The sequence below is a fragment of the Anaerotignum propionicum genome, assembly GCF_024461735.1.
Lineage (GTDB): Bacteria > Bacillota > Clostridia > Lachnospirales > Anaerotignaceae > Chakrabartyella.
Map to the genome: position 1 here is coordinate 40144 of NZ_JANGAD010000002.1, position 13821 is coordinate 53964.

The 13821-nt window shown below is 40.3% G+C and carries 13 protein-coding genes; 8 read left to right on the forward strand and 5 right to left on the reverse strand.

The genetic code is table 11. The annotated features are described in order from the left end of the window. Positions 1-517 precede the first annotated feature (517 nt). The 3 genes from NE558_RS02765 to NE558_RS02775 are packed head-to-tail and all read left to right on the forward strand — an operon-like array spanning position 518 to position 3231. A complete protein-coding gene (locus NE558_RS02765; protein ID WP_256148391.1) occupies positions 518-1360 on the forward strand; it encodes an ABC transporter permease in 843 nt (280 codons plus the stop codon). Beyond that, a complete protein-coding gene (locus tag NE558_RS02770) occupies positions 1361-2158 on the forward strand; it encodes an ABC transporter permease (protein ID WP_256148392.1) in 798 nt (265 codons plus the stop codon). After that, positions 2155-3231, forward strand: coding sequence for an ABC transporter substrate-binding protein (locus tag NE558_RS02775; protein ID WP_256148393.1), 1077 nt, complete (start codon positions 2155-2157; stop codon positions 3229-3231). Before NE558_RS02770 ends, NE558_RS02775 begins: the two co-directional genes overlap by 4 nt. Before the next feature lie 65 nt (positions 3232-3296). Here NE558_RS02775 and NE558_RS02780 read toward each other — a convergent pair whose 3' ends face one another. After that, a complete protein-coding gene (locus NE558_RS02780; RefSeq protein WP_256148394.1) occupies positions 3297-3530 on the reverse strand; it encodes a hypothetical protein in 234 nt (77 codons plus the stop codon). Between the two features lie 311 nt (positions 3531-3841). Here NE558_RS02780 and NE558_RS02785 point away from each other — a divergent pair, with 311 nt between their 5' ends. The 4 genes from NE558_RS02785 to NE558_RS02800 all read left to right on the forward strand — a co-directional run bounded on the left by NE558_RS02785 (position 3842) and on the right by NE558_RS02800 (position 8592). Then, entirely contained in the window at positions 3842-5059 is a 1218-nt protein-coding gene (locus NE558_RS02785; RefSeq protein WP_256148395.1) for a leucine-rich repeat domain-containing protein, read from the forward strand. A 10-nt stretch (positions 5060-5069) separates the two neighbouring features. Further along, positions 5070-6452, forward strand: coding sequence for a VWA-like domain-containing protein (locus NE558_RS02790; RefSeq protein ID WP_256148396.1), 1383 nt, complete (start codon positions 5070-5072; stop codon positions 6450-6452). 2 nt (positions 6453-6454) lie between these two features. Further along, a complete protein-coding gene (locus NE558_RS02795; RefSeq protein ID WP_256148397.1) occupies positions 6455-7993 on the forward strand; it encodes an ATP-binding protein in 1539 nt (512 codons plus the stop codon). Positions 7994-8097: 104 nt separating this feature from the next. Further along, on the forward strand, positions 8098-8592 hold the full coding sequence (locus NE558_RS02800; RefSeq protein WP_256148398.1) for a GNAT family N-acetyltransferase: 495 nt from the start codon (positions 8098-8100) through the stop codon (positions 8590-8592). 45 nt (positions 8593-8637) lie between these two features. Here the strand turns inward: NE558_RS02800 and NE558_RS02805 are convergent, their stop codons facing one another. The 4 genes from NE558_RS02805 to scfA form a co-directional block, all read right to left on the reverse strand. Beyond that, the gene (locus NE558_RS02805; RefSeq protein WP_256148399.1) at positions 8638-9417 is read right to left on the reverse strand and encodes a sulfite exporter TauE/SafE family protein; all 780 of its coding nucleotides are present in this window, start codon (positions 9415-9417) and stop codon (positions 8638-8640) included. Positions 9418-9481: 64 nt separating this feature from the next. Continuing rightward, positions 9482-10816, reverse strand: a complete 1335-nt coding sequence (locus tag NE558_RS02810) for an amino acid decarboxylase (protein WP_256148400.1) — start codon at positions 10814-10816, stop codon at positions 9482-9484. 5 nt (positions 10817-10821) lie between these two features. After that, the gene (scfB, locus tag NE558_RS02815; RefSeq protein ID WP_256148401.1) at positions 10822-12198 is read right to left on the reverse strand and encodes a thioether cross-link-forming SCIFF peptide maturase; all 1377 of its coding nucleotides are present in this window, start codon (positions 12196-12198) and stop codon (positions 10822-10824) included. Positions 12199-12311: 113 nt separating this feature from the next. Continuing rightward, positions 12312-12458 carry a six-cysteine ranthipeptide SCIFF gene (scfA, locus tag NE558_RS02820; protein ID WP_066053385.1) on the reverse strand — a complete coding sequence of 49 codons (147 nt, stop codon included), beginning with the start codon at positions 12456-12458 and terminating at the stop codon, positions 12312-12314. A gap of 412 nt (positions 12459-12870) precedes the next feature. On the opposite strand from scfA, the gene NE558_RS02825 reads away from it, so the two are divergent. Further along, positions 12871-13509, forward strand: a complete 639-nt coding sequence (locus NE558_RS02825; RefSeq protein WP_066053388.1) for a TrkA C-terminal domain-containing protein — start codon at positions 12871-12873, stop codon at positions 13507-13509. Positions 13510-13821: the final 312 nt, after the last annotated feature.

Below are 13821 nucleotides of genomic sequence, written 5' to 3' on the forward strand. Positions count from 1 at the left end.
CCATTGTCGCCCGTGCCGATGCCCAGGCGTGGAATCCCGAAACAGATGAATATATCTCCATTAAAGAAATCAGTTACTCTATTAAAAAAGAAAACGGCAGTTATCCTGTAACTTTCTCCACCGCAGCAGGCACCTCTGTAACGGTAAATATGATTGTCAAGGATGAAAACCGTATTGCCAACAAAGAATATCAGGAGGAAATTTTCGCAGTTAATTTCTTTAAAAAAGCCGATGAAATCCATGAATCCATTGCCTTGGAAACAGATCTAAAAACTTGGGCAAATGCCTCCGCTTGGAGTCTGGAAGATGGTACCTCCGTTGAAATTACAAACGTAAAGTATGATTTTGACCCAGAAACCCTAACACCGGGGGTTTATGAGGTTACCTTTGCTACAGAAGGCTATGAGTATAAGGTGGATACCACAGACCGCTATGAAATTGGCAACGAGGTAGGGCTGATTTTTCAGCCTGAGGACATTCATATTATGACAAAGCAAAACTGAAGGGAGGGTGTTCGGTGAAACAATTTCGAAATATGGCACTGCCCTATATTGTTTGGATGGGAGCAATGATTGTGGTTCCCATGCTGTTGATTCTCCTTTATGCCTTTACCGATAAAGGAAATGACGTGGCTACCATTCGTTTTTCATTGGAAAACTTTGCTCGTTTTTTCAGTGATACGGTTTTCATGAGTGTATTGAAGCGCTCCTTATATATTGCGATTATTACAACGGTAATTTGTATTTTGTTTGGCTATCCCATTGCCTATGTCATTGCTAACCGCAGTGAAAAAAGCAAGCTGTTTTGGATTCTTTTGATTACCCTGCCCACATGGATTAATATGCTTGTGCGTACTTACGCATGGATGGGCATTTTGCAGGATGAAGGAATCATCAATCGAATGCTGGGCTTTTTGGGTATTGGCCCTGTCCATATGATACACACAAGCTTTGCCGTTGTTTTGGGTATGGTCTATAACTTCATCCCTTTTATGATTCTGCAAATATATACTGGATTAACAAAAATGGATAAAAGTTATCTGGAAGCTGCCAGCGACCTTGGTGCAAATTCCGTGCAATCCTTCCTAAGAGTAACTTTACCCCTTTCCATTCCCGGGGTAATCAGCGGCATCACGTTGGTGTTCTTGCCTGCGGTATCCAGCTTCTTCATTCCAAAGCTTTTGGGTGGCGGACAGTATGTTTTAATTGGTAATGTTATAGAAACAGAATTTTTAACTTCGGGAGACTGGAACTTTGGTAGTGCCATTTCCCTAGCAATGGCAGTCATTATCATGTTTTCCATGTATATTACAAAAAAAGTTGATAAAGACCCTGCCGCTAACGGAAGGGAGGATAGCTAAATGGAAAAGAAAAAAAGACGTTTATTTTCTAAAATATTGTTGGGCTTAACAGCAGTTTTCTTCTATGTGCCTATTTTGTATATTATTCTGTTTTCCTTCAATAGCTCCCGCTCCCTAACAAAATTTGAGGGCTTCTCTCTGCGGTGGTATGAGAAAATGTTTGCCGATTCCACTATGATGCAGTCTGTGGCTTATACAGTCATCATTGCCCTTTTAGCTACCATTATTTCCACAATTTTGGGTACACTAACGGCAATTGGCTTATCAAAATCCAAGAAAATTATGAAAGGTATTGTAGAACAAGTTAATAACTTACCTATTCTGAATCCGGAAATTGTAACAGGTATCGGATTATTAATGTTTTTCAGCGCTCTAGGGGTAAGAAAAGGCTTTTTGACACTGCTTCTTGCTCATATCATGTTCTGCATTCCTTATGTAATTCTCAGCGTAACGCCAAAGCTTCGTTCTCTTGATCCAAATTTGGCGGATGCCGCACTAGACCTTGGCGCAACCCCCATGCAAGCTTTGTGGAAGGTCATTGTTCCACAAATTAGGCCGGGCATTATCTCCGGGGCCCTCATTGCCTTTACTATGTCCTTTGATGATTTCATCATCTCCTACTTTGTAACAGGCAATGGTGTGAACAATATTTCTATTTTGGTTTATACCATGAGCAAACGTGTGAATCCGTCCATCAACGCCTTAAGCACCTTGGTTATTCTGTTGATTACTTTGGCGTTATTCATTGTAAATATTATCCCTATCGTAAAAGAAAAGAAAGGAAGTAAACTGACATGAAAAAAATGATTGCATTGGCTGTTAGTGGGGCATTGTTACTGTCTGGCTGTGGCGGCGGTTCTTCTGCTTCTGACGCTGTAGAAAAATATGGTTCCTCCACCTTAAAGCTCTATAATTGGGGGGAATATATGGGTGCAAACCTGATTTCTGACTTCGAGAAAGAATATGGCGTAAAGGTAATTGTGGAATACTTTGACTCCAACGAAATGATGTATACAAAATTGCAGGCAGGTGACGCTTATGATGTTCTTGTGCCCTCTGACTATATGATTGAACGTTTGATTAAGGAAAACATGCTGCAAAAGCTGGATTTAACCAAGATTCCAAATATCTCAAATTTAGCTGAAGGCGTAAAGCATCTGCCCTATGACCAAGATAATTCATACTCCGTGCCTTATTTCTGGGGCAACGTAGGCATTGTTTATAACCATAATAATGTAAAAGCTGCAGATGTGGAAAAACTAGGCTATAATATCCTTCAAGATACCACCTATAAAGGACGTATCTATGTCTATGACTCCGAGAGAGATTCCTTTATGATGGCGTTGAAAGCACTGGGCTACTCCATGAACACAGAAAATGAAAATGAAATTCAGGAAGCCTATAACTGGCTCCTGCAAATGAACGATACCATGGATCCTGCTTATGTTACCGATGAAGTGATCGATGGCATGATTAATGGAAATAAAGATATTGCCGTTGTTTATAGTGGTGACGCCGCAACTATTTTGAATGAAAACGAAGATATGAGCTTTTTCCTGCCAAAAGAGGGCACAAATCTTTGGAGTGACTCCATGGTTATTCCTGCCAACGCAGAAAATCCCCTCTTGGCTCATGAATTCATTAACTATGTTTTGACCCATGACGCTTCCTACGGTAACTCCGAAACGGTAGGCTACCCTTCCTCTAACCAAGAGGTGTTGGATGAAATGTCTGGCTCTGGTGGAATTTATGCAGATAATGAAGCATATCTGCCTAGAACAGATTATGCTAAGGACGAAGTGTTTAAAGATAACCCTGTCTTAAAACAGAAGCTGGCAGAACTTTGGATTAAAGTAAAAGCTTCTCACTAAATCAAATTATAAAAGCCCGAATTGCTGGAATAGCAATCGGGCTTTTTGTAATCAAATCAATATTTTTATCTCCACCATTCCTTAGGAACAATTAAAACCAAACCTGTAATCAGGATGACAAGGGTAATCAGAAAAGATACTACTGCTGGAGATTCAGAAAAATAGCTCCATGGGCTTGTATGGAAACTGGTTCTTGATGCCTTATCCAAAAGCTGAAGAGCTTTTAAACCATATATTTCTAAAGACAGTTTGCATAAGCCAACTAAAATAAAAATAGAACCTAAAAATTTTTTATTCAATTTATATTCCCCCTTGTTAGCATGAAACAAAACATAAAAAAGCTTGATACCAAAGGTAAAATTTAATGCAGACAAACTAGTTATATTATAGATAATAATATAATTTTACTTATATGTAAATATTAAACATATTTCATTGTTCTTAAGCTTTAATCAAACCCAATCTTAACAGACTTCCGTAAGCAACAAAATATCTCTCTTTTATTACTTGGGCTTTTTCTCTATATTCCATCGCCTATTGCAGGATTCGACTTTTTTATAATGTATATCTCTATGTGATTATTTTGACACTGTCCAAACAAGGCAGTATAATGGATTTTAGATTACATTTTGAAAAGGATAAAACCATGAAACCAACAAAAAAGGTTATATTATATTATAAAGCCTCTGCTGAGGGCATTACCATCTTGGGTATCAAGGGCAGGGCAAGCCAACTGCATATACCACAAACCATAGATGATATGCCCGTGGTGGCCATTGAAGATTTCGCTTTTGCCATAGAAACGGAGCAACCTATGGCAGAGGAAGAAAGCTTAGCAGAAATATCTCTTTGCTTATCTGCAACTAAACGCACCACTATACCAAAAGAGGATGAAGGAGATGCCATCCTGCGTATCGTCCTTCCTGATACCATCCGCCGTATTGGTGCTTATGCCTTCTCAGGCTGTAATGCCTTGGGCTCTATAGTTTTGCCTGAAGGGTTGGAGGAAATCGCCCCGTATACCTTTTCCGGCTGTTCTGCCTTAGAAGCTTTGACACTGCCCCAAAGTATACAAAAAATCGGTAGTTATGCTTTCTTCGATTGTCATGGCCTCAAGGCTCTTACTATCCCCGAAATGGTAACTGCCATCGAACGCTATGCGTTTTATAATTGCAGATCCCTTTACAAAATCAATATACCGAAAAATACAGAGCATCTGGAAACAGGCTTGTTTTTGAATTGTGACAGCCTGTATGATATTTATTTTGGACAATGCAAACATATTTCCGACTTAATTGCTGTTTTAAACCATGAGCTGTTGCTTACCATTGACTTTCCCGATGCCAGAGCAAAACTGCTTATCCCCGATTTTCAATATGAATATATAGAAGACACACCAGCACGACAGTTTCATCAGGTAAATTACGGCACAGGTCACTTGTTTCGCCAATGCATTCGCAATTCTGATATTGATTTTCGCAGATACGACGAATTGTTTTATCTTACTCGAAGGGAAGATGCGGCAGTTTTGGTACTTCTTTTGGCGGTGTATCGTCTTTCCTATCCCTATCGACTAGTGGCAGAACGTAGAGAAACCTATCTCTCCTATGTGCGGGAGCATTTGCTGTTTGCGGCGGATTATTATATCCAAAACAATGATCTGGTGGTGATGCGACAATTCGCCCAATGGGGGCTTTACACCAATGAGGCTTTGCCAAAAATGATAGAAATGGCACAGAAAAAAAGAAAAACAGAAATTCTTAGCTTTCTTATGGATTACCAACATAAAAATGGCAATCCCATAAAGAAAAAAAGCTTTGATTTGTAAAGGAGGGCTTATGAACGAAAATCATCAACGTCTGATACAAATCGGTAACACAATTTTAAATGCATCCCGCAATGAATTGTACTTATCCTTGCGGTTTCTGGATATTGCCTTAAGTGGGCTTCGCTATGAAATGAACCTATCTTCCCTTTACGTCGGGACAGATGGAGAAAAGGTGCTGTTTAACCCCCGCTATTTAGTGGAGCGGTATCAATCGGACCCCATACTGGTAAACCGCCTTTATCTGCATATGCTTTTGCATTGTATCTTCCGCCATCCTTTTCATACAGGAGAAAGAGACGAAGCTCTTTGGGGCGTTTCCTGCGATATTGCCGTAGAATCCATTATTGATTCTTTGCCTCTAAAGGCCACCCGCTTGGTGGTTTCCGACCGTCGAAACGAAATGTATGAGTCCCTAAAAAAGGAGTTGAAAGTCCTTTCTGCAGAAGGTATTTACCGCAAGCTTTCAGACCAGAAGCTGACCGATAAGGAGTTCGGCAAACTACAGCTTGAATTCTGGGTGGACGATCATGTTTTTTGGGAGCATAAAAAAGAAGAGAATCAGAATAATGATAACCAAAATGACGAAAATTCTGATAATCAAGATCAAACGGAACAAGAACAGAATCAAGAAAAACAAAAACAGCTTGAAGAAAAATGGCAGCAAATCGGAGAAAAAATGGAAACCAATTTGGAGACCTTCTCAAAAGAGATGGGAGAAAATGCAGGGGATTTGTTGCAGCTTCTGAAAATTGAGAATCGAGAGAAATATGAGTATCGTCGGTTTCTCGAAAAATTTGTAACCCTAAAAGAGGACATGAGGGTGGACGACGACGCCTATGACTATATCTTTTACACATACGGTCTGTCCCTTTATGGAAATATGCCCCTCATTGAATCCTTGGAGTATAAAGAAGTAAAAAAAATAGAGGAATTGGTTATTGCCATTGACACCTCTGAATCCTGCGAAGGGGAAACCATTCGTCGTTTCTTGGAAGAAACCTACGCAATTCTTAAAAACAATGAATCTTTTTTTCATAAAACAAATATTCACATTGTCCAATGTGATGCAAAGGTACAACAGGATACCATCATCACTTCCACGGAAGAATTAGAGCAATATATGGATCGTTTTCGCATCCTAGGCAGTGGTGGCACAGACTTCCGCCCTGTGTTTGAATATGTAAATAAGCTCATTGACGAGAAGGCATTCCAAAACCTAAAGGGATTGATTTATTTTACCGATGGCTACGGAACCTTTCCCAATGGCAGACCCCCCTACGAAACTGCCTTTATCTTTTTCCACGAGGAATATTTAGACCTAAATGTACCCCCTTGGGCAATGAAAGTTGTCCTAGGGCCCGATGACCTTTCCATTTACGAAAAGGAGAAATGAATATGAATATAAAACAAGCAAAGGAAGAAATTCAAAAAGCCATTCAGGCTTATTTATTGAAAAATGAGTTTGGTGAATACCTGATTCCCCGGGTGCGTCAACGTCCCGTTCTGCTTATGGGTCCTCCCGGAATCGGCAAAACCGCCATTATGGAGCAAGTGGCTAGGGAATGTGGCGTTGCCTTAGTATCCTATAGCATCACCCACCATACTCGCCAAAGTGCCATCGGCCTGCCCTTTATCAGCCATAAAGAATATGGCGGCAAGGAATATGCCGTAACGGAGTATACCATGAGTGAAATCATTGCTTCTGTCTATAACAAAATGGAAGAAACAGGGCTTTCAGAAGGCATTCTTTTTATTGATGAAATCAACTGCGCTTCGGAAACCCTAGCCCCTGCCATGCTCCAATTTTTACAGGCAAAAACCTTCGGTGCCCATAGGGTGCCTGATGGCTGGCTCATTGCCGCCGCGGGAAATCCCCCTGAATATAACAAAAGCGTTCGGGAATTTGACGTTGTTACCCTTGACCGTGTGAAAAAAATCGAGGTGGAACCTGATTTTCAAGTTTGGAAGGAATATGCCTATAAGCATTCCGTTCACGGGGCGATTCTTTCCTATCTGGAAATTAAGAAAAATCATTTTTATGCCATGGAAAACACCGTAGATGGCAAACGGTTTGTAACCCCCAGAGGCTGGGAAGATTTATCCACCATTTTAAAAGTTTATGAAACAATGGGCATCACTGCGGATGCAGGCATGATTTTACAATATCTGCAGCATCAAAAAATAGCCAGAGATTTTGCCAATTATTTGGATCTATATCATAAATACAAAACAGATTATCATGTGGAGGATATCCTAAACGGTACCTTTACAAAGCAATCAGCAACAAAGCTCTCCTCCGCCCCCTTTGACGAAAAGCTCAGCGTTCTGGGACTGTTACTGAGTCGCCTTTCCGATGATTTTAGGCTGGCATATGAAGGGGATTTAGCTACCACAGAATTACATCAAACCCTTGTGGAACTGAAAGAACGCTTCCAAAACCCTTATTGCAAGGATACACCTTGGGATAAGCTGTTTGAAGGCTTGATTGAGGAGAAGGAAAATCTCTTTGTCAAGGAGCAGAAGGCCGATCTTTTGGATCAAAGCACCAAAAAAAGCCGCCGCATAACCATAGAACGACTCTTGGCATTGGAAAAAGAAATAAAGGGTCTTGGCGTTCAAGAAAAAGATGCTGTTTTTGAAGAAATCAAAGCTTCCTTTTCCAAGGATGTCACCCATAGGGAACAGCTTATTGAGACAGGCGCAAAAGAATTGGAAAATGCTTTCCTCTTTTTAGAAGAAGCCTTTGGTGCAGGGCAAGAAATGGTTATTTTCATTACAGAACTGACCACTAACTTTTATAGTGTAAAATTCATCAGTGAAAATGGCAGTGAAAAATACTATCAATACAATAAAGAATTGCTGTTCGATGAAAAGCAAAAAAGTATTTTGAAGGATATTGCATCCGCAAAGGCTGAGGGGGCTCTTTTGTTTTAAGCAAGTAAGGGGGAGATTGTTTTGCACAATTTTCCCCATTTTTTGATTTATCTATTGAAACATCCCATAAATTGGTATACCATCCATATTAGGAGGTGTACATAATGAATATTGTTTTTGAAAAGCTTGGAATGGAGCACCAAAAATCGGTCATGGAAATTTTTAATTATTACGTTACCACTGGTACCAGCGCTTTTCCACCAACGCCCCTGCCAGAACAGTTTTACCCAATGCTGATAAAAAGATCGGAGGATTTGTGCGCCTATGCTGTGGTTGATGCAGATGCAAACAAAACCGTAGGCTTTTGTTCTCTGTCTCCTTTTCATCCCTTCTCCACCTTTCAGAAAACTGCAGATGTTTCTTATTTTATTACCCAGGACTATATCGCAAAAGGGGTTGGGGCAAAATGTCTTTCCTTATTGGAGCAAGAAGGAAAAACCCTTGGTGTACATCACCTTATTGCAGAAATCTCCTCTGAGAACGAACCCAGTATTCAGTTTCATATAAAAAATGGGTTTTCCCAGATAGGGGAGTTTCAAAATGTGGGAGAAAAATTGGGACGTAACTTTAGTATCGTTCTGATGCAAAAATCAATATAAAATAAAAGGGACGCCTGCACGCAAATTGCTTGACGTCCCTTTGTATCATAATAAAAAGTCCACACCCATTTTGATGAATAATAACACAATAACCACCATTAACATATATTGAATGGCCTTTGCGCCTTTTTTTATTGCAAAACCCGCTCCAAGGTAATTCCCTGCAATCCCAAATATAGCCGCAGGAATTGCAATTTTGAAATAAACGGTTCCTTCCAAAAGAAATACTGCCAAAGCCGCATAATTGGAAGCCAAATTTAAACATTTAGCATTCCCCGAAGCAGTACGCAAATCATATTTCATTATAAAACAGAAAGCCATCAGCGCAAACGTCCCTGTGCCAGGGCCAATCAAACCGTCATAGAATCCAATGAGCCCACCAATTAACAACGCTAAAATAACTTTCTTTTTCTTAGAATAAGAATCAGAATGATTCTCCTCCCCCATATTTTTGTTTAATAACGTAACGATTCCAACAATAGGCAAAAAAATCAGCATTAAGGCTTTTAAGGTGTTGTCACTAAAATAAAGCACCACCTTCGCCGCCAAAGCAGATGCTGCAAAAGCTCCTATTGCCGCCAATATCCCCACTTGAATATCCAGCATCTTATGCTTCCAATATCGTAACGTAGCAATGGTGGTTCCGAAGGCAGCAGAAAACTTGTTGCATCCATATACAAAATGCATTGGGATTCCTGTCAACGTATAGGCAGGTAAAGATATGAGGCCTCCACCGCCGGCTATGGAATCTAAAAATCCTGCCAAAAAACTAGCTCCCATTAACATCAAAAAATTTGGAATAGATATAACAAAGTCTCCACCCATTTCATTTCGCCTCTTATTCTCTCTCAATTGAAAAGAAGTCAGTGTTTTCCATCTTCACCACTTCTTACATTTCAACCACCACGTCAATCTCCTCTATACCATAAAGGAAAAACAGCCGTATCATTTCTTCTGTAATTCTCTCACCGCTTATAGCAATGGGTATCGCCGGGGGACAGGAAACAGCCGGTGATGCACAAATCCGTCCCAAGGCTTGCTCTACCCTTATGGTACATCGCCTTGCAAACATGGCCTCACGAATGGACATTACCTGTTCTCCTTTGAAAGGCAGAGCAGTCCTTCTTTCCTCATCAATTTTAGCAATCATAGGGGGAAAAGCACTCTCAATTTTTTCATAATCTTCTTCCCCATTTTTAGTGGAGAACATCATAACCAGGTGGTCTGCATCGGCAAACTCCGGCTCAATTCCATCTTCTCGGAGAAATTCAGCCAAATCATATCCTGTTATGCCCATCTTTGCCCCTTCCAGCACAAGCTTTAGTGGTTCATAATTCTGCAAAAGATAGCCTTTCTCCATTAATTGCATGGCAAGCTGTTTCACTTTCTCACAAACAGCGTTGACTCCTTTCCCATACCCTTCTGCCAAAACACCATTACATAAATCTAAGGATTGTAGCGTGAGGTAAGAGGGGCTTGTGGAACCAAATAAAGCCAAAGCATTTTTTCCATCTTTCTCAAAGGGCAAAGCCTCTCTTCCGATATGTAAATACGCCCCTCCTGTTAAAACTGGTAAGGTTTTATGGGCAGAATCACAGCACATATCAGCACCCAAATCCATAGGATGCAAAGATTCAGGTAAAAAGCGCAAATAAGCCCCATGGGCATTATCCACCAATAGAGGAACCCCATATTTTCTGCAAACATCAGAAAGCCCCGTTATATCTGCCATTCCTCCCAAATAATCCGGAGAAGTAATGTATACTGCAAAAGGCAGAACCTCCATAGATTTCAGAATGCTCTCCAATTGTTGGGGTAGAATGGGACAACTGCAAAGAGACGCTTCCTCCTTAGGATATATCCAATTCACTTTCAAATCCAATAAAGCACAGGTATGTAAAAATGCCTTATGGGCATTTCTGCCCGCTAAAATAGGCTGTCCCTTTTTTCCATGGAGCATAGCCAAATAAACCATAGCACCAATGCATTGGGAGGAACCCCCTGTCGCATAAAAAGTTCTTTTTGTGCCAAATAAACGGGTGGCATTGTTCTCACTTTGCCGAATAATCCCTTGGGCATGATATAAATCGTCAGCCCCTTTGATTTCTGTGATATCTAATGGCTCGCAACCCAAAAGGGGGCTGCCCTTATGCCCCGGCATATGCAGGCGGACAGTCCCTTTCTCTAAATATTCCTTCACAAAATCATAAATTGGTGTATCCATGACAATTATTCCTCACTGCTTTCTGCAACTTTCATCATAATGGCACATTCAATGCGCTTTTTGAAAAGTCTACAGCCATATTCATAAATCCCCTGAATACTGCCTGTTGCGTGGTAAGCATTGGCAGCACAACCCCCGGAACAGTACATTTTTGCCCAACACGCTCTGCAATCCTCTCTTGCATAGGCATTACAATGGCGGAACTCATCCTGAACCTGTGTATTTTTCACACCATCCCAGACGTTTCCTAAGCTGTACTTGTCATCCCCAACAAATTGATGACAGGGGAACAATTCTCCCCAAGGGGTAACCGCCATATATTCCGTGCCTGAGCCACAGCCGGTAATTCTCTTATAGACACAAGGGCCGTTTTCCAAATCCAAGATGTAATGGTAGAACTCAAAACCATTTCCTGCTTTTTTCCGTCGAACCATTTCCTTTGCCAAAATCTCATATTGTTCAAACAGCTTTGGCAAATCCTCCTCCGTTAAAGCATAAGGATCGGAAGGATCACAAACCACAGGCTCCATGCTCAATTCTTTAAAGCCCATATCTGCCATATGGAAAATATCGTTGGTAAAATCCACATTGTTGTGAGTAAAGGTTCCTCGCATGTAGTAGCCTTGTCCACCTCTTTTTTCAACAAAACGTTTGAACTTTGGAAGAATCATTTCGTAACTGCCCTCTCCTCCAACGGTTTTACGCAAATGGTCATGGACTTCTTTTCTGCCATCTAAGGATAATACCACGTTGTGCATTTCCCGATTGGAGAATTCAATCACATCATCATCGATGAGCATACCGTTTGTGGTCAATGTAAAACGGAATTTTTTATTATGGATAGGTTCCTGCTCCCTTGCATAAGCAACCAATTGCTTAATGGTATCCCAAACCATCAAAGGTTCACCGCCAAAAAAATCCACTTCCAAATTTACTCTGTTTCCTGAATGGGCAATGAGAAAATCTAAAGCTTGTTTACCAACTTCAAAGGTCATTAAAGCACGTTCCCCTTGGTATTGTCCCTGTCTGGCAAAACAATAGCTGCAATTTAAATTGCAAGTATGGGCAACATGAAGGCAAAGTGCTTTTATTACACTACTATTGTTTTTGAAATCATAAGCAAGGCTTTCATATTCATCCTTGGTGAACAATCTGTCTCCATCCACTAGAGTTTGAATGTCCTCAATGCACAGTAAAATTTCTTCCTCTGTGACGTCGGGTCTATCTTTATATTTTTCTAATATTGTCTGGACAATTTCATCTTTTTCCCTTGTTTCAAACAGTGCAATGATGTCATATGCCACCTCATCAACTGTATGAACTGAACCACTGCAGGTATCCAGAACAATGTTATAATCATTTAATTTATATTGATGTACCAATCTATTCAATCCTTTCTAAAACAAAGGGTAACACCCTTTGCAGAAATACCCAAATACGAAAAATGCCGCCCTACTGAAAGCAGGCGGCGGATTCGTTGTCAATCCTTTTGAGCTTACTTCTGTTTGTTCTCGCAGGGCTGATTTGCTACGCCACAGGAGGTTTTGCAAGCAGACTGGCAGGATGTCTGGCATTCGCCACAACCACCAAAAGCTACGCTCTTTTTCAGGTCACGAGTTTTAATTGTCTTAATTCTCTCCACGGTTTCATCTCCATTCTAATTTATGAAAATTCTATGCGTTTTCTATTGCCTGTAAGAGAAAAACTCTTCCGCTGAAAATCGCTTATATACTGAAAAAGTATATAACAAGTACCCTCAATTGTCAAGGCGTATCCTTAGGAAATCAGGGGGTTCGGCTAATCCCATTTCATTCTTTTCAATCAAATTCACTACCTTTTTGGGGGTTCATCTTAATAAGACAAAAGCCCCTCCAAGGCTTTTATTCTGGGGATTTTATGGAACTGGACTTTCCATAGGAAATGTGTTAGAATGCATTTTAGTATTTGGGTAGTAGAAAAAATCCTTGACAAAAATCATGGTTTCAATGATACCCTGTTAAAGATTTTTTCTAGTTTACATAGTAAAAATATTATAAAATAAAGTGGTGTAAAAAATGAAAGAAAAAATCAGCCCACCCGTTTACTCGCAGATTGCCCTTGATATCGCCTTGCGTATCTCAAGAGAAGAACTGAAGGAAAACACAAAAATTTATGGTCGCTCCGTCATGTCATCAGAATATGGCGTTTCCCCTGAAACCATCCGCAGAGCTTTAAAGCTGTTGGAAGATGTGGGCATTGTTGAGGTACGAAAAAACAGTGGCGTTGTCGTTCTATCCGTCGAAAAGGCGAAGGATTTTGCCCAGCGCTTCAGTGAACAAAACGATACCCGCCTCATTGAGCGTAATCTTAGAAGGCTACTGGATCAACAATTGAATTTAAACGAGCAGATTCGAGAAATGGTTTCTCATTTGGTGCGTACCAATGATAAATTCTCCAAGAGCAATCCCTTTCAAAATTATGAGATTGATGTTCCCGGGGATTCACCCCTCATTGGTAAAAGCCTGATGGAGCTTATGTTTTGGCATAAAACCAGAGCAACTATCATTGCCATTCGCCGTACGGATAAAGTCATTTTGTCCCCCGGGCCTTATGCTGTTTTGCTTGAAGGAGACACAATTATCTTTGTTGGAGATATCTCTACCATCGAGTCTGTCAGCAATTATATTACAAAAGCTCAGCAAATTTCAGAATAAAAAATCAACAATACAGACCTCCCCCCATTGAAAAATGACGGAGGTCTTTTTTTATCTTCAAAAGGAAGTATTGGATAACATTAGAAGCCTCTCCTTTGGCCTTTATTATACATTAATCTAAATAAACAGGAATCAAATTGATTGGAACTTACTCATTCATAAAAGCCCTTCGGCTTATTTTCCAATAATAAACTTTTTATAAAAATTATGTCGTTACCACCTGAAACCCTGATCTTTTCCTGAAAGACGGGGATTTTTTTGAGGAAAACTGGATTTCTTGACAACTGACAACTTAATCTGTATAATAGAGTT

What these genes read in the sequence shown, in the direction of transcription:
- NE558_RS02770 (WP_256148392.1), top strand. Translation starts at nt 1,361, where the DNA reads ATGGAAAAGAAAAAAAGACGTTTATTTTCTAAAATATTGTTGGGCTTA.
- NE558_RS02775 (WP_256148393.1), top strand. Translation starts at nt 2,155, where the DNA reads ATGAAAAAAATGATTGCATTGGCTGTTAGTGGGGCATTGTTACTGTCT.
- NE558_RS02785 (WP_256148395.1), top strand. Translation starts at nt 3,842, where the DNA reads ATGGATTTTAGATTACATTTTGAAAAGGATAAAACCATGAAACCAACA.
- NE558_RS02790 (WP_256148396.1), top strand. Translation starts at nt 5,070, where the DNA reads ATGAACGAAAATCATCAACGTCTGATACAAATCGGTAACACAATTTTA.
- NE558_RS02795 (WP_256148397.1), top strand. Translation starts at nt 6,455, where the DNA reads ATGAATATAAAACAAGCAAAGGAAGAAATTCAAAAAGCCATTCAGGCT.
- NE558_RS02800 (WP_256148398.1), top strand. Translation starts at nt 8,098, where the DNA reads ATGAATATTGTTTTTGAAAAGCTTGGAATGGAGCACCAAAAATCGGTC.
- NE558_RS02805 (WP_256148399.1), bottom strand. Translation starts at nt 9,417, where the DNA reads ATGGGTGGAGACTTTGTTATATCTATTCCAAATTTTTTGATGTTAATG.
- NE558_RS02810 (WP_256148400.1), bottom strand. Translation starts at nt 10,816, where the DNA reads ATGGATACACCAATTTATGATTTTGTGAAGGAATATTTAGAGAAAGGG.
- NE558_RS02825 (WP_066053388.1), top strand. Translation starts at nt 12,871, where the DNA reads ATGAAAGAAAAAATCAGCCCACCCGTTTACTCGCAGATTGCCCTTGAT.